Here is a 17164-nt window from a genome sequence, read left to right on the forward strand (position 1 = left end):
AAACCGTATGAAGCTGAATATCGTTGCAATTAGAATTTGGCTGATTACTACTGGACTGATTCTTTTATCACTGATCGCTACTTCTTTGTTCTACTCACACTTTTATTCTACACAAATCAAAGCAAACTATCTTAATGATTATGAAGCATTTGTGCAGAATTTAGGAGAATTGACAGAAGAAGACCCTTCATATATATTCACTTATTTGGAAGAAGCGAATGTTATCCATTCGAAACTGAATTTTGCCCTTCGCTCAGAAAACCAGAGTATTGGGGAACCGAGCGAATGGATCCTTCAGTTTTCCAGTAATATTCAACAAAAAATCAATGACGACCCTCAATTAATGGATCTTATAGAAGCGAATCAAGAAGCCCATATTCGTTCAGATACTAATCCAGACTATCAAAGTAAAGTCCCCTATATTTTTCAAATTGATGAAATAACCTATCAAGAGCAGACATATAAACTATATGCTTTTGCAGATTTGTCATTTATCTCAAGCGTTGAAAAAATGGTACTGATTGCCATTATTATACTTACCTTGTTCAATATTTTCTTAAGTTACATTTATTACCTATATCTAAAAAGGAATATCTCAGAACCGATTAATGCAATGACCAATATTGCTTTTGACTATGCCAGAGATGATTTTAGTCATCAATTACCGGTTTCAGGTAGAGATGACCTTTCAGAATTAGCAATGGCCATGAACAAGATGGGCCACTCTTTAGAAACGAACAGAACCGTCGTTAGACAAGAAAAAGAATTATTGTCTCATATTATGACTAGTATCGATACCGGGATTCTTTATTATGATTCTGATCAGACACTGATCCTTTCCAATCCTGCAGGAGATTTATTCCTGACACAGTATCAAGTAGAAAAAGGTCAATTCTCTGGAAAAGATGACTATATAGATATTGAGAAAAGCCTGAGAGATGCTGCTGAAATGAAAACTTTTTCTCAATTCAATATTGAAATGGTCGAATTTTATTACGAAGTGACCATTATGCCTTTAATAGAAGAGGATGATGAAATTCGTGGCATTCTAGTTTCTACAAAAGATTTGACGCATGAACATAGATTAGACAAAATGCGGGTTGATTTTATCAATAATATTTCACATGAACTGAGAACACCGCTTGTGATGGTCCAAGGGTATAGTGAAGCGATTATTGATGACATTGCTGAGTCGATCGAAGAGAAAAAAGAAATGGCACAAATTATCAGCGATGAATCTATGCGAATGAATAGAATGGTGAATGAGATGCTTGATTTATCTAGAATGGAAGCCGGATTCATTGAAATCGAAAAAGATGCAATCAATCTGAATAAATATCTAGGCACGCTAGTATCCAGATTCAGCAAATTAGCTGGTGAAGTAGATGTTGAGCTGAAATTAGATTTGCCGGAAGAGGAAATTATTCTTCCGATCGATAAAGATAAAATGGATCAGGTATTTGTTAACTTAATCAATAATGCAATCAGACATACAGGCATGACAGATAAAGCTGCAAAAACTGTAACACTGCGACTCTTTGAAGATGATAATCTGGATGAAATCATTATGGAAGTCAATGATACTGGGACCGGAATTCCAAAAGAAGATGTTCCTTATATCTTTGATCGCTTCTTTAAAGCTGATAAATCTCGGAAAAATTATTCTGATAATGCTTCCGGTACTGGAATCGGCTTATCGGTTGTTCAAAGTATTATTGAAGCGCATGACGGCAGACTCAGCGTAGAATCAACGCTTGGTCGCGGGTCATCTTTTATTATCCATCTTCCTTCAGACCAGGAAGAGACAGTATAAATTCATTGGATCCAAATGTTGACAACGGTTGTGAATTTAGTATAATAGGTATGTACTAAAAATAAGTACAAAATATAATATGATTCATCTTCAGGGGCAGGGTGTAAATCCCGACCGGTGGTAAAGTCCACGAGCGAAGCTGCGCTTTGCTGAACTGGTGTAATTCCAGTACCGACAGTATAGTCTGGTATAAAGAAGATGGAGCTTTTTGACTGAACCATACTGTCTTATTTAGCTCTGTTCAATTCCTGAAGTGGATTGAGCAGAGTTTTTTGTATTTCTAGAGTACTTTCTCTGTTTGATTGCTTCAAGTCTTAACAGCTGAATAGACAGTTGTATCAATAAGTTCATATCCCTCAATGATGAATCCTTCTCAGGAGGATTTTCAATGTCAAATTCAAGAACACATAGAGTCGTCGGTATTGCCACGCTCGCATCACTAGCATGGGTCATTTCCATGTTCTCTTTTCCTATTTTACCTGGTGTTTCATTTTTGAAGCTGGACTTCAGTGACCTGCCGATTTTATTCGGGATGTACGTGTATGGTCCGGTTGGAGGAATTCTCATCGCGTTTATTCGCTCTCTTTTGTCTTTCATCCAAAGAGGCGGGGAGGCTGGACTACCGATTGGAGACACAGCTCAGTTTCTGGCATCTCTCTCTTTTGCATTACCGGTTTATTGGGTCATTACCAAATTCGGGCTGAGACTGCGAGATAAAGTAACTGCAGCCGTATTGGGAACAGTAGCGTTGAGTGTTGTGATGGCTTTGCTGAACTGGTTATTCTTGGCACCTGCTTATATGGCGGTAATGGGATTTAGTGTAGGACCAATCAAAGAGTATCTAGTTGCTGCGGTTGTTCCTTTCAATCTAATCAAGGGACCGATCGTTTCTTTCATCTTTTTCGCAGCATTCCAGAAACTGTATCCTTGGTTAGCAAAATCTAGACAAAAACTCTACAAAAATCAGCCGGGACTTTTTGCTTTTGATCAAAGAAAAGCCAGCTGATTCTATAAATAATACGATTTAAAAGGACGGTCTGTGACCGTCCTTTTTTCTGTTGAAAAACGACGCTTAAACCTGTATTCTTATAAAACGAGAGGAGAGGTTTTATGTTACAGGGGGAACACTATTTTTTGCATTTTTTATTATCATTATTCAATCTTGCTCAGCCTTCTAAAGTCTCTCAACTCATCCATGTATTTCATGGCAGGCGAACACCCTCTATGCTGTTCAAAGTTGAACAGGAAAAGTTATATCCAGCATTTGGATTATTCAAATCAATGACAAGAGAAGCATTAGAACAATCAGCTGAACAGTTAGTTAAAAAGGAATGGATCAAGGGGTCAGAACAAAATGGATATGTACTGACAGACGCAGGAGTTGAAGAATTGAAGCAGTATTTTTCAAGGCATACATATCCAGCAGCAATCAATTCATTAACGTATGCAACGATCAGGCGTCCTTTTTTCTCTCAATTTCAGTTAGCGGCTCAGATTTTTTCAGAAGCCATTTATAAAAATAGTCGATACAGTCCGGCGATCAAAAATCCGGTTTATCAAGAATCTGTCAAAAAATGGCTTTATAGCCAGCAACAATCGATTGAAGAACTCTCCGGAAAGTGGGCAGTAGAGTTACTGCAGGTGATTGAACAGTTGCCGGATACAACGGCAACCGTATTGGTCAGCAAATTGACGGGACATCAACTAGTAGGATTTACAAATAGACAAATTGCAGATCAACTTTTAATGGAACCGATAGAATTTCAGATTGTTTTAGAACAGGCAATCGAACAATTGATCGATCAGATAAAATCTTCAGAGGCTGCTTTACTGACTCAGTTTTTATCTCACGTCCAGAAGACCGTATACTATGGATTATCGAAAAGTACATTTATGACAGCTGTTCTTTTGAAAAAGGGTCTCTCGATAGAAGCTGTCGCACAAAAGCGTCAGCTCAAGTTAAACACAATAAGAGAACACGTATTAGAGATCTCCTTGGTTCATACAGTGTTTGACTTTATGCCGTATATACCGAAAGACATTCACCGGGCACTTCATAATTCATTTGATCAATATCCCGCCTATTCATTTAAAGAGGCAAAACAAGATCATGAAGATCTATTGTTTTTATGGTATCGATTAGTAGAAATTGAAAGGATCAGAAATGAAAACAATAAAGCTGGAAGACCTTTTATATCAGAAGTTTGGGTACCCAACATTTAGAACGGGTCAAAAAGAAGCAATCGAAGCAGCAGTCAATGGCAAAGACACGCTTGTCATGCTTCCTACCGGCAGCGGCAAGTCTATCTGCTACCAATTGCCTGCTTATTTGAAAGAGGGATTAGTCATTGTTATTTCTCCTTTGCTTTCCCTTATGCAAGATCAGGTAGAAGGGTTGAAAAAACTAGGAGAACGCCGGGTAGCTGCACTCAACAGTCTGTCTTCTTCAGGAGAGAAAAGACGGATCTTAAAACAGCTCCCCTCACTGAAATTCCTTTTTGTGTCACCGGAAATGGTTCAATACGACTTTATCATTCAAAGACTTTTAACGGTTCCGATCGCTTTTTTAGTAGTAGACGAAGCGCATTGTATTTCACAATGGGGACTGGACTTCAGGCCGGATTATCTAAAAATCGGCAAAGTTAAAGAGCAGTTGAAACATCCAGTGACGATGGCATTAACAGCAACGGCAACAAAAGCAGTCAGAGAAGAAATCAAAACATCTTTGCAGATGAATCCAGCTAATACTGAAGAATTGATCCACTCGGTGAATCGAAACGAGATCAAACTGGTTGTAGAACGTTGTGAAGGAAATAAAGATGCCAAATTAAAAGAATATGTCGAAAAGTTGAACGGGTCAGGGATCATCTACTTTTCCAGTAAAAAGAAGGCAGATTCTGCAGCCGTTGACCTGCGTCAACAAACAGGCAGAACTGTTGAAAGTTATCATTCTGATCTGGAAGCAGATGACAAAATCAAGATACAGCAACAGTTTCTTGACGGAACACTTCAAGTCATTTGTGCAACAAGTGCATTTGGAATGGGCGTAGATAAACCTGACGTAAGATATGTGATTCATTATCATGTACCGGCGAATCCAGAAATGTATCTGCAGGAAATCGGCAGATGCAGTCGTGACAGAAAAGAGGGTGTTGCAGTACTGCTTTTCGAACAAGGCGACCAGTTTATTCAAAAGAGATTACAGGAGGATGCTTTGCCGGATGAATCTCTGCTCAGTTATCTTTATAAGCATCCCGAAAAAGTAAAAGCATTCCAGCAAGATCCGAAAGTTCAGATTGGACAATTTTATTATACTTCTAATGTTCCTTTAGGGTCAGCGATAAGACAGATGGAACTAAGAAAACAGCTGAAAGAAGAACAACTCAGCTTCATGCTGCAGTATATTCATCATACTGGTTGTAAACGAGCCTTTCTTCTGCGGTATTTTGAAGAGAAAACTTGCGAGCAGAAGGAAAACTGCTGCAGTACATGTACTGATCATTTGTTAGAACAATTTATAAAAAAAGATTCTGTTATAAAGCAGTCATCTCCACTGGTTTTAAATTGGAAGGAACGCCTGCAAGATTTGTATAAAATGAATGAACAGTCTACTAATTCAAGAAAAATATGATACAATAATTGTGATAGAAAATAAGGAGGAAATAGGATGAGCAAGAAAGATCGTGAGTCTATGGAAGAGCTTTGGTCAAAGCGTTTTGACGAAGAAGTGGATTATGAAGAAGTTCAGACCATGTCTCGTAAAGCAAAAAGAGAACACGAAAAAAGTATCTCACCCATATTGACCGTTACGGTCGTGTTTTTGGTCTTAGTTATAGTTGTTACACTGGGTACATATACATGGTACAGTGTCAGAGAGAACAATTATGAGACAAAACAAGAACCATCTGTTGAGCAAACAAACAAAACGAATGAAACAAATGCTGATGAAAAAGCAAGTACCGCACCCGCAGAATCAGAAGAAGCAGAGGAACCGGCTTCAGAAACAGCTGTAACAGAAGAAGAAGCTTCAGAAACAGCAAGCACTGCCGCCCAATCAAGTAAAGAGAACGCAGAAGCAGAGGAAACTGCTGAAACACCAGCTTCTTCAGAAACGGAACAAGCGAATCAGCCAGAGTCAACGGATGCTGAAACGGAAGAAGCTCCTGCATCTGACGAAACAGCAACAGAACCAGAAACTCCTGCAACAAGTCAGACTTATGTAGTGCAAGCTGGCGATAATATGTATCGCATTGCCTTGAACCATGGTATGACGACACAAGAATTAATGGAATTGAACGGATTAAGTGATCAAACGGTTTATGTTGGTCAGGAACTGATCGTTCAGTAAAAAGCAGCAAGTACTTAAAGAATGAAAGTGTGAATAAAGTGTCAGATAACCAAGTAACCGTGGCCATTGACGGGCCAGCTTCATCAGGAAAAAGTACCGTAGCGAAAAGAATTGCAGACGAACTTAATCTCATTTATGTAGACAGTGGTGCAATGTACCGGACAATTACTTATGTCGTTCTTGAAAAAGGGATTGATCTTTCAGACCAAGATTCAATTATGAGAGAACTGAATCAAGTGTCTATAGAATTTGAAAAAACTGCTGACGGACAACTTGTCTACTGCAACGGTCAGGATGTAACCGATGAAATCAGACAAAACGATGTAACGAATGCTGTTTCCGCTGTATCTGCTCATCCAAAAGTCAGAGCCGAACTTGTCGAACGTCAGCGCAACTTATCACAAAAGCAGCCGACCATTATGGATGGAAGAGATATAGGTACTGTCGTTTTCCCTGATGCCAATGTAAAAGTCTTTCTAGTGGCTAGTGTAGATCAGAGGGCGGAAAGAAGATTCAAAGAAAACACCCTAAAAGGGATAGAATCGGATCTTTCGAAACTGAAACAGGAAATCAGTGCTAGAGATTATAAAGATTCTACTAGAGAAGTCTCTCCATTAACTAAAGCAAGCGATGCAATCGAGATCGATACAACAAGTCTCTCCATTGATGAAGTTGTTGAAAAAATCACAGCAATTATCCTTGGAAAACACCCGGAATTGCTAAAATAGCCGGGTTGAAATGTTTTAGTGGAAATGTAAACTGATTTTCTGTACAATTAATAGAGTAGAAATATTGGTATTGGGAGGCACATATAAGATGGCAGACAAAGAAAATATGAACGAAGATGTTCAAAATAACACAACTGAGCAAGAAGCTCGTGAAGTAGCGGAAGATCAAGTGATTGTAAATTCACCAGATGGAACAACACCTGAAGACGCTATTGCAGAAAATGAAGATGTTCAAGTTCAACCCGCTGTAGAAGCAACAGACAGCGAAACCGAATCAATGTCAGATGTTTTAAAAGGCGTTGTAGACATTACACCTGGAGATTTAGTGCAGGGAGAAGTTCTCGTTATTGATAATGACAAACAAGTCATTGTCGGATTAGGCGGCGGACAAGAAGGAATCATTCCTCCTCGCGAACTATCTACAGAGCGCTTCGATAACCCTTCTGACGTAGTTAAAGTCGGAGACATTATTGACGTTGTTGTGTTGCGCGACGTAAAAGATAAAGAACAAGGAAGCTTCGTACTTTCTAAAAAACGTGTAGATCAAAGAAAAGTCTGGGAAGATCTGCAAGAAGTATTTGATAAAGGCGAAACAATCGAAGCCCCTGTCACTCGCGTTGTTAAGGGTGGATTGACTGTTGATGTCGGTGTTAGAGGATTTGTTCCAGCTTCTCAAATGGACGTTCACTATATCAGTGACTTAAGTCAATTTGAAGGGGAAACTTACACTTTTAAAATCTTGGAAATCGATCCAAATGAGCGTCAACTGATTTTATCTAGAAAAGTCTTACTGGAAGCTGAACAAGCAGAAGCAAGAGAAGAAGCTTTAAATGCTTTGGAAGAAGGTTCGACTGTCAAAGGTACTGTCGTAAGATTGACGAACTTTGGGGCATTTGTTAATTTAGGCGGCGTTGACGGCCTTGTTCACATCTCTGAAATTTCTCATGAACGCATTGGTCATCCTAAAGAAAAACTTTCTAAAGGTGACGAAGTAGACGTTAAAGTCTTGAGTGTTGATAGAGAACAAGAACGTATTTCTCTATCTATTAAAGATACTTTACCTGGACCATGGGAAAATGTAGCAGAAGAAATGCCAGCAGGTTCCGTTGTACAAGGAAAAGTAAAACGAGTAACTGACTTTGGTGCATTTGTTGAAGTCAAACCAGGTGTTGAAGGACTCGTTCACATTTCTGAAATGGCACACAAACATGTAGAAACTCCGCATGAAGTAGTGGCTAAAGATGAAGAAATTGAAGTGAAAGTCTTGAGTGTCAATCCTGAAGACGAGCGTATTTCTTTAAGCATTAAAGCTCTAGAAGATGCGCCTGAAGGACAACAGTCACAACCAGCTCAGCAATCAAACCGAGCTGATGAAAAAACAGAACCAAGAGCTGAAGTGAAACAACCTTCTCTTAGAGACGATGATGAAGATGGTGCATTTACTTTAGGTGATCAGATCGGTGATCAATTGTCTAGCTTTATGAGCGACAATAATGATGACGATGATAACCAAGCGTAACATCTGATGATTTTACTTTAGATAAAATAAGAGCACCCAAACTTCTGAACAGGGCTAACTTGTTTAGAGGGTTGGGTGTATGTTTTTGAATATACCAATTAATGGAAAGAAAAGAAAGAAGGTGAACAGATATGACTAAACCAGTTGTAGCCATTGTCGGCCGTCCGAATGTTGGAAAATCTACGATTTTCAATCGAATCGTCGGCGAAAGGATTTCTATTGTGGAAGACGTATCTGGAGTAACAAGAGATAGAATCTATGCTGACGCTGAATGGTTGGGGAAAGAATTCTCACTGATCGATACTGGCGGAATCACTATGGAAGATGAGCCATTGAATCAGCAGATCAGAAACCAGGCTCAGATTGCGATTGATGAAGCCGATGTTATTATCATGCTGACAAGTATTCGAGAAGGCGTAACGGATGCTGATGAGCAAGTAGCTCCTATGCTGTATAAATCAGGTAAACCGATTGTCTTAGCCGTCAATAAAGCGGATAATCCTGAATCTAGAGCCTACAGTTACGAGTTTTATTCTCTAGGTCTCGGCGATCCGTATCCAATTTCTGGTTCTCATGGTCTAGGACTTGGTGATTTGCTTGATGCAGTTGTTGATCAGTTCCCGGCAGATCTTGATAATGAATTGGATGATGATACGATCCGCTTTAGCTTGATTGGTCGACCAAACGTAGGGAAATCAAGCTTAGTTAATGCGATTATCGGTGAAGAACGAGTCATCGTTTCCAATATTGCCGGAACGACACGAGAGGCGGTAGATACGCGTTTCGTTACGAGTGATGACCGTGAATTTGCCATCATTGATACAGCAGGGATCAGAAAAAAAGGTAAAGTTTACGAAAGTACTGAAAAGTACAGTGTTCTAAGAGCTTTAAGAGCGATTGAGCGTTCAGATGTCGTTTTATGTGTGATCAATGCTGAAGAAGGTATCCGCGAACAAGATAAGAAAGTATTCGGTTATGCTCATGAAGCCGGTAAAGGTATTATTATTGTAGTAAATAAATGGGATACAGTAGAAAAAGAGACCAATACACTAAGAGATTTTGAATTGGAAGTCAGAGAAGAATTCAAGTATCTCAGCTATGCGCCTATGGTGTTTGTTTCAGCATTAACGAAGAAAAGACTGAATAAATTACCTGATTTGATTGAAAGAGTTTATAACAATCAACATCTTCGTATCCAGTCTTCTATTTTAAATGATGTAGTAATGGATGCTGTAGCAACGAATCCTACACCGACAGACAAAGGCAGAAGACTGAAAATTTATTATACAACTCAAGTTAATGTCAGTCCTCCAACCTTTATCATTTTTGTTAATGATCCGGAATTACTGCATTTTTCTTATAAACGCTTTTTAGAGAATCGATTTAGAGATACGTTCGATTTTGAAGGAACGCCTATCCATATAATTGCCAGAAGACGAACTTAATACCTGAAATTGGGGATAGTCTCATGCTTTTTTATATAAATAATGAAACAAGATAGTTCTTGAGTCTTTTCTATAAAAAGCATTGTTTTTTTAAGAAGTCAAGTCCTAAATCGTTGGAATCTGAAAATAAAAATATGGTTCTTTTCAACAAAATCATTGCAGTATCAACGTTTCTATGGTATCTTTTTAAATGAAATGTCGTAAGAAGACTATTTCACCCAATGCATTCATTTAATGAAATAGGGATGTTTTGAAAGATCGCAAATCTAGATATAATGATTTGCATCGATCTTCTTATGAGGAGGTGAAAATGTACGATGGCTAATAAAGCAGAATTAATCGAAAAAGTATCAGCAACAACTGACCTTACTAAAAAGGACGCAACTGCTGCAGTTGAAGCGGTATTCGAAACCATTAAAGACTCACTAGCTAACGGTGAAAAAGTTCAAGTAATTGGCTTTGGTAACTTTGAAGTTCGTGATCGCGCTGCACGTAAAGGACGCAATCCTCAAACTGGGGAAGAAATCCAAATCCCTGCAAGCAAAGTACCTGCATTCAAAGCGGGTAAAGCACTTAAAGATGCAGTGAAATAGTACGTAGAAAAAGTATATACTTTTTATAGAGTCAGTGTTCCTGAAAAGGAACACGGCTCTTTTTGCTTTTATTCAGTATCATTGTAACCTATATTCTCGTATACTGATAAAGTAAACGAGACAGTCTGAAGAGGAGAATGGAAATGGATATTAAAGAGAAAGCTCTGCAGCTCAGTAAAGAGCTAGGTGGAAAAATTGAAATGCGGTCAAAAATCAGTATTGAAAATAGAGAAGATCTAGCAGTCGCTTATACACCTGGCGTAGCTGCTGTCAGCTCTGCTATCGCCGCTAATAAAGAAGAGGTCTATACATATACTTCAAAAAGAAATCTAGTTGCGGTCGTTACAGATGGTTCAGCTGTCCTGGGACTAGGCAATATCGGCCCTGAAGCAGCAATTCCCGTCATGGAAGGTAAGTCCGCACTATTTAAAAGATTTGCAGGTGTAGACTCTGTACCGATATCTCTAAATACTCAAGATGTGGAAGAAATCATCTCTCATGTAAAGGCAATCGCTCCAAGCTTTGGCGGAATCAACTTAGAAGATATCAGTGCTCCTAGATGTTTTGAAATTGAAAGAAGACTAAAAGAGGAACTGGATATTCCAGTTTTCCATGATGACCAGCATGGAACGGCTATAGTCGTATTAGCAGCAGTCTATAATGCCTTAAAACTGACAGAGAAGTCGATAGAAGACGTTAAGGTCGTTGTCAACGGTGCTGGAGCAGCAGGAGTTGCCATTGCGAACAAACTGCACTTAGCAGGTGCTGAAAATATCGTTGTGGTAGATCAAAAAGGAATCCTTTCAGCTGATGACCCCGAACTGGAGGAGCGGCACAAACAGTTAGCAGAGTGGACTAATCCGGATCGCCTGAAAGGGAATCTACAGCATGCAGTCAAAGATGCAGATTTATTCATCGGCGTTTCTGCTCCTAATGTGCTCAAAAAGGAATGGATCAAAACTATGGCAGCAAAACCCATCATTTTTGCAATGGCCAATCCAGAGCCTGAAATCAGTCCAGCAGATGCGAAAGCTGGGGGAGCCTTTATAGTAGGGACCGGCAGAAGCGATTATCCGAATCAGATTAATAACGTACTGGCTTTCCCAGGCATTTTTAGAGGAGCATTGGATGCTAGAGCAAAAGCGATCACAGATGAGATGCAAATTGCAGCTGCAAAAGGAATTGCAAAAGTGGTGGACGAATCAATGCTGAATCCTGAACACATTATTCCAGATGTATTTAACCCTAAAGTTGCTGAAATTGTAGCTGAGAGTGTAAAACAGGCAGTGCATAAAGCTGAATGAGCAATTCACTGATGAGTATCTAAAGCATTGTTTAATTTAGACATATGGTTTGACAGAAATCGTTCTCATTCTGTATCCTTAGTTAGGATAGAGTCAAAAAACCGAAAGGAATGAGTATTGAACCATGTCCTCCTATACGAAAGAGGAAATACTGAAGCAAGCGAAAGAGAAAGATGTCCGATTTTTGAGATTGATGTTCACAGATATCGATGGCATTATCAAAAATGTTGAAGTTCCAGTCAGTCAATTAGAAAAAGTGATGGATAATGAAGTTGCTTTTGATGGTTCATCGATCGATGGATTCGTGGATATAGACCAAAGTGATATGAAGCTCCACCCAGACTTGGATACTTGGCTGGTTTTTCCATGGGAACTTGAAAGTATGAATGGTCAAATCGCACGATTTATCTGTGATGTTTATAATCCAGATGGAACGCCGTTTGCAGGAGACCCTAGAAATAACTTGAGAAGAGTATTAAAAGAAATGAAGGCTGTCGGGTTCACAAAATTTAATTTAGGACCGGAACCAGAATTCTTTTTATTCAGACTAGATGAAAATGGAAAACCAAGCAAGACATTAAATGATAATGGCGGTTATTTTGACCTTGCGCCAACAGATTTAGCGGAAAATTGCCGTAGAGATATTGTTGTTGAACTAGAAGCGCTTGGTTTTGAGATTGAAGCCAGCCATCATGAAGTAGCTCCCGGACAGCACGAAATCGACTGGAAATATGCAGATGCGATTGAGGCTTGCGATAATATTCAAACCTTTAAGCTGATTGTCAAAACAGTTGCTCGTAAACACGGCTTGCATGCGACCTTTATGCCGAAACCTGCGGCAGATATCAATGGATCCGGCATGCATTTTAATATGTCATTATTCAATGAAGAAGGAAATGCTTTTTATGATGAATCTGACGAACAGCAATTAAGCAGTACTGCATATCAGTTTATCGCAGGTATCTTGGATCATGCTCAAGCATACACTGCTATATGTAATCCGATTATCAACTCATATAAACGTCTGACACCTGGCTTTGAAGCACCCGTGTATGTCGCCTGGTCTGGGACTAATCGGACTCCGTTAGTGCGTGTTCCTTCTTCTCGAGGAATGTCTACACGTGTAGAGCTTCGCAGTGTGGATCCTAGTGCTAATCCTTATCTTGCTTTGGCAGTTTTACTGAAATCCGGATTAAAAGGGATCAGTGAAGCAAAAACAGCACCTGAACCGATCAATCGAAATATTTACAACATGGATCAGATCGAACGTCAGGAAAATAATATAGAGGCACTGCCAAGAACATTGGATGAGGCTGTACAACATCTGAAAAGAGATGAAACCATTCAAGAAGCTCTTGGTTCACATATTTATGAACGATTTGTTGCTGCTAAAGAACAAGACTGGTTCAATTACTCATTAGCTGTTTCCGAATGGGAAACAAATAAATACTTTGAATTATACTAACTGACTATTCAGCTGTATGAAGCAGAAAAAAAAGAGCGGTACTTTGTTTTTTATAGTGGTCTTATCAATAAGATCTCTATTTAAATCTAAAGTATCGCGCTTTTTTTATTACTGTTTAAAGTGGTATAGCTCAGTTTCAGCTTAAGATTCAAAATCAAAACAGCTGATTTACCTTACTAAAAAAAGTAAATCAAGCAATACCTTTTACATATTCAGAAGCTGTTGATTCCCATTCGCTCGAGTGATATTCTTCAACAGTGCTGAACAACGAGTCAGCATCTAATAACTAATAAACGAATGATAAAATTTAAGGACCATTACAGGAGGAAATTAAAATGACAGCTATCACAAGAGAATACATAAAAGAACAAGTACAAGAAAAAAATGTCCGCTTTTTGCGACTAATGTTCACAGATATTCTAGGGATCATTAAAAACGTAGAGGTACCCATCACTCAATTGGATAAAGTTCTGGATGGAGAAATGATGTTTGACGGTTCTTCTATTGAAGGGTTTGTTCGCATTCAAGAATCAGATATGTATCTGAAACCTGACTTTGACACTTGGTTAGTCTTTTCATGGGAAACAGATTCATCTAAAAAAGGGAAAGTAGCTCGCTTGATCTGCGATATCGTCAATCCAGATGGAACACCATTTACAGGAGATCCACGTACAAACTTGAAACGTGTTCTTAAAGAAGCAGAAGAATTAGGATTTACAGAATTCAATTTAGGGCCTGAACCAGAATTTTTCTTGTTTAAACTAAATGAAAATGATGAAGTAACAGAACACTTAAATGACAATGGTGGATACTTTGATCTTGCACCCAATGACTTAGCGGAAAACTGCCGTCGCGATATTGTACTCGAACTTGAAGATCTAGGATTTGAAATTGAAGCAAGTCACCACGAAGTTGCTCCTGGTCAACATGAGATTGACTGGAAGTATGCTAATGCGGTCGAAGCTTGTGATAATATTCAAACGTTTAAACTGATCGTTAAAACTGTTGCAAGAAAATATGGATTGCATGCTACCTTCATGGCAAAACCGATTTTTGGAATCAATGGTTCTGGTATGCACTGCAACATGTCTCTATTCACAAAAGAAGGCAATGCTTTTTATGACGAAAATGGTCCAATGCAATTGAGCGACACAGCTTATAAATTCTTGGCTGGGCTTATGGAACATGCGCCTGCTTTCACTGCCATTACGAATCCGACAGTCAATTCTTATAAACGTTTGGTACCTGGTTATGAAGCTCCTGTATACATTGCATGGTCAGGACGCAACAGAACACCAATGATTCGTGTACCTGAATCAAGAGGTCTGTCTACACGGTTAGAAGTCCGTTCAGTGGATCCTACGACAAACCCTTATTTAGCGCTGGCAGTTATGCTGAAAGCTGGTCTTGATGGGATCAAACGTGATCTGAAAGCGGCTGAACCGACTAGAAACAATATTTATGAAATGACGGCTGAAGAATTGGACGAATTAGGTATCAAGTCACTTCCAGGCAATTTGCAAGAAGCAGTAGCAAGCTTGAAAACAGATGAAACAATCAAAGAAGCACTTGGTGAGCATATCTTCAATAACTTCGTTGCAACAAAAACAGTTGAATGGGATCAGTATAAAGCAACTGTCAGCCAGTGGGAAAAAGATCAATATTTAAACTTATATTAATTCTTCGTTCTGATGGATTGGAAAGAGGCGCTCTCAAGTGCCTCTTTTTTATGGACTCTTATCCAAAGAGATAAAGTACTTGTTCAAAATAGAAATGACAACAAAATTTTGAACAGCTTTTATTGACAACGATAAAAAATAAAGGTATTTTAAAATAATCATAGGTTAGAAAAATGAAAGCCTGCTATTTTATCCCCCAAAATTAAAAGGTTAAGCTTAACAGTACGAATCGTCTATCGTAAACCATGCAGTCAATTTGCTGTTTATAATAGCAAAGGAGTAGATGAATGAAAACCTTATTGATTATAGTCGGAGTAGTGGTTCTATTTAATATCCTGTTTCTTTTATTCAACTATGGCGCACATGAATAAATCAGATAATTCTAACGAAAAAGAAGAGTAGCCGGTGGTGAGCTGCTCTTCTTTTTGCCTATAAAGATTTATTTAAAAATATTCTGAACTGCATTTTAATTAGTTGATTTAATCAGATTCGAAGTCTAAATAGTATAGCTCAACATTTTCAACCTCTCTTGTAAGTTCGTATACATATAGCCATAAAATTAATCTTCAATAGTGACAATACTCTTTTTTGTATGACTGTGATTTAACGATGAGCATACAAAAACACCTTCTATCTCATTAGGAAATAGAAGGCGTTTTAGGCAGTAATTAAACTACTATATTGTCATAAGAGCGTTTATGACCTGTATTTTACGTTCTGGGAGGGATTCGAACCCCCGACCGTTCGCTTAGAAGGCGAATGCTCTATCCAGCTGAGCTACCAGAACACTTAACAGCAACAGAATAAATTATATTATGGATTAAGGTAAAAGTCAATAGAATTTGAAATATAATTTTAAAAAGCAAGTCTTCCTGTTTGGAAGGGAGTATTTCCTTTGATACTATGAAGATAATCATTCGACCAAGGAGGAAACAGATTATGAAACTAGTATCCAGTTATCAAGTTGTTGAGGAAGCAGCTAAAAGAATCGATGAATTGACTCAACAAGACAATATTCCAAAAAAAGCATTGATCATTGTAACAAAACAAGAAAATGAACAAGCCATTAAGAATTTGACGGATGTCAAAGTGGACAGTATTAGTGAGCAAGATGCTAGAAACATTGATGTTTCAGATGAATATAAGCTGAGTGAATCAGCGGCTTCTTTATTTTCTGATACAATCAAACGCGGCGGTTTTGTTATTTTAAAAGATCAGCCAGAACGAAACAGAGGCACAGCCATAGAATCCGAAATGGGTAAAAACAACAACCCGCCTAGAGAAGATGAAAGTGAAAAGAGCGATTTTGAATCCGAGATAGACGATCATATATCAGCACCCGGATTCGGAGTAGACTTTAAAAAATCTGGAGCGGACTCCAAAACGCAAGAAGATAATTTCAATCCTGATAACCATAGTGAGAATACGGAAAGAAATTGAATTTGAAAATAAAATCGAGTATAATCTAACTGAAAAGCAGGACGACTTAAAAATGCAGACGAATGGATGTATTGAAGTTGCAAGCCGTAACTGACTAGTGAACAGTCAGCATAAAGAGGAGCCAAGTTGAGGATCCTCTTTTTTGTTGTTTGAAATACATTTGAGGTGAATGGATGAATAAAAAAATTAAGAAGCAGGATTGGCTTAAAATACCCAATCTTTTATCATACTTTAGAGTTCTGCTGATTCCTTTCTTTGTACATTCCTATCTGATCGCACAGGATTGGAATGGGCATTTGATTGCAGCGGGTATTCTCTTCCTGTCAGGCGTAACGGATGCGATAGACGGGATCATTGCAAGAAGATTTAATCAAATTTCAGATCTTGGTAAACTGATTGATCCTGTAGCGGATAAATTGACACAAGTCGCAGTTGCAGCCGTTTTGATTGTTAACTGGCCGATTATGGCTTATCTGCTCGTACTGTTTATTTTTAAAGAATTTAGTTTATTTATAATCAATTTGCTTTTGCTGAAAAAGGGCCAAGTGATCGATGGAGCAATGTGGTTTGGAAAAATAGGGACGATCGTCTTTTACTGCTGTATGTTTATTTTAGTGATTTCTCCATCAATTGATTCTACTTTACTAATGGTTCTAATACTGACTACAGCATTTTTCCAGCTGGCTGCATTGGTAGGATATTTAAGTGTATTTTTTAATTTATATAAAGAACCCAATGTCTGATTTTTAGAATGATATTTCAGAGGGTTAACTTTTTTCATATAATTTCGTGAGTGGTATACTGAAATTGCATTGAAAAAGGAGGACTTT

Annotated in this window: 14 protein-coding genes, 1 tRNA gene and 1 riboswitch; of the genes, 14 read left to right on the forward strand and 1 reads right to left on the reverse strand. The window is 38.4% G+C overall.

Annotated features, from left to right (window positions below):
• Positions 1 to 7: 7 nt before the first annotated feature.
• The 12 genes from B6F02_RS05225 to glnA (B6F02_RS05280) all read left to right on the forward strand — a co-directional run bounded on the left by B6F02_RS05225 (position 8) and on the right by glnA (B6F02_RS05280) (position 14894).
• Positions 8 to 1813, forward strand: a complete 1806-nt coding sequence (locus B6F02_RS05225) for a sensor histidine kinase (RefSeq protein ID WP_080146318.1) — start codon at positions 8 to 10, stop codon at positions 1811 to 1813.
• A gap of 82 nt (positions 1814 to 1895) precedes the next feature.
• Positions 1896 to 2017, forward strand: a riboswitch (FMN riboswitch).
• A 184-nt stretch (positions 2018 to 2201) separates the two neighbouring features.
• Complete coding sequence (locus B6F02_RS05230) at positions 2202 to 2819, forward strand: ECF transporter S component (protein WP_080146319.1); 618 nt, start codon at positions 2202 to 2204, stop codon at positions 2817 to 2819.
• 104 nt (positions 2820 to 2923) lie between these two features.
• Complete coding sequence (locus B6F02_RS05235; RefSeq protein WP_080146320.1) at positions 2924 to 4036, forward strand: helix-turn-helix domain-containing protein; 1113 nt, start codon at positions 2924 to 2926, stop codon at positions 4034 to 4036.
• Entirely contained in the window at positions 3978 to 5444 is a 1467-nt protein-coding gene (locus B6F02_RS05240; protein WP_080146321.1) for a RecQ family ATP-dependent DNA helicase, read from the forward strand. Before B6F02_RS05235 ends, B6F02_RS05240 begins: the two co-directional genes overlap by 59 nt.
• 36 nt (positions 5445 to 5480) lie before the next feature.
• Positions 5481 to 6161: a LysM peptidoglycan-binding domain-containing protein gene (locus tag B6F02_RS05245; RefSeq protein ID WP_080146322.1), complete on the forward strand. Its 681-nt coding sequence runs from the start codon at positions 5481 to 5483 to the stop codon at positions 6159 to 6161.
• Between the two features lie 38 nt (positions 6162 to 6199).
• Positions 6200 to 6889, forward strand: coding sequence for a (d)CMP kinase (cmk, locus tag B6F02_RS05250; RefSeq protein ID WP_080147381.1), 690 nt, complete (start codon positions 6200 to 6202; stop codon positions 6887 to 6889).
• A gap of 211 nt (positions 6890 to 7100) precedes the next feature.
• The gene (gene rpsA / locus B6F02_RS05255) at positions 7101 to 8408 is read left to right on the forward strand and encodes a 30S ribosomal protein S1 (protein ID WP_372924835.1); all 1308 of its coding nucleotides are present in this window, start codon (positions 7101 to 7103) and stop codon (positions 8406 to 8408) included.
• A 131-nt stretch (positions 8409 to 8539) separates the two neighbouring features.
• Positions 8540 to 9853 carry a ribosome biogenesis GTPase Der gene (der, locus tag B6F02_RS05260; RefSeq protein ID WP_080146323.1) on the forward strand — a complete coding sequence of 438 codons (1314 nt, stop codon included), beginning with the start codon at positions 8540 to 8542 and terminating at the stop codon, positions 9851 to 9853.
• A gap of 317 nt (positions 9854 to 10170) precedes the next feature.
• Complete coding sequence (locus B6F02_RS05265) at positions 10171 to 10446, forward strand: HU family DNA-binding protein (RefSeq protein ID WP_080146324.1); 276 nt, start codon at positions 10171 to 10173, stop codon at positions 10444 to 10446.
• Between the two features lie 143 nt (positions 10447 to 10589).
• Positions 10590 to 11750 (forward strand): NAD(P)-dependent malic enzyme, encoded by a 1161-nt coding sequence (locus B6F02_RS05270; protein ID WP_080146325.1) that lies wholly within the window; start codon positions 10590 to 10592, stop codon positions 11748 to 11750.
• Positions 11751 to 11874: 124 nt separating this feature from the next.
• Positions 11875 to 13215 (forward strand): type I glutamate--ammonia ligase, encoded by a 1341-nt coding sequence (gene glnA / locus B6F02_RS05275; protein WP_080146326.1) that lies wholly within the window; start codon positions 11875 to 11877, stop codon positions 13213 to 13215.
• Between the two features lie 335 nt (positions 13216 to 13550).
• Complete coding sequence (glnA, locus tag B6F02_RS05280; RefSeq protein WP_080146327.1) at positions 13551 to 14894, forward strand: type I glutamate--ammonia ligase; 1344 nt, start codon at positions 13551 to 13553, stop codon at positions 14892 to 14894.
• 713 nt (positions 14895 to 15607) lie between these two features.
• Here glnA (B6F02_RS05280) and B6F02_RS05285 read toward each other — a convergent pair.
• A tRNA-Arg gene (locus tag B6F02_RS05285) sits at positions 15608 to 15681 on the reverse strand.
• Between the two features lie 152 nt (positions 15682 to 15833).
• Between B6F02_RS05285 and B6F02_RS05290 the strand changes: the two genes are divergently transcribed.
• Both B6F02_RS05290 and B6F02_RS05295 read left to right on the forward strand, forming a co-directional pair.
• Positions 15834 to 16334 carry a hypothetical protein gene (locus tag B6F02_RS05290; RefSeq protein WP_080146328.1) on the forward strand — a complete coding sequence of 167 codons (501 nt, stop codon included), beginning with the start codon at positions 15834 to 15836 and terminating at the stop codon, positions 16332 to 16334.
• Between the two features lie 173 nt (positions 16335 to 16507).
• The gene (locus B6F02_RS05295) at positions 16508 to 17077 is read left to right on the forward strand and encodes a CDP-alcohol phosphatidyltransferase family protein (RefSeq protein WP_080146329.1); all 570 of its coding nucleotides are present in this window, start codon (positions 16508 to 16510) and stop codon (positions 17075 to 17077) included.
• Positions 17078 to 17164: the final 87 nt, after the last annotated feature.

Source organism: Marinilactibacillus piezotolerans (assembly GCF_900169305.1).
In the GTDB taxonomy this organism is placed as follows: domain Bacteria; phylum Bacillota; class Bacilli; order Lactobacillales; family Carnobacteriaceae_A; genus Marinilactibacillus; species Marinilactibacillus piezotolerans_A.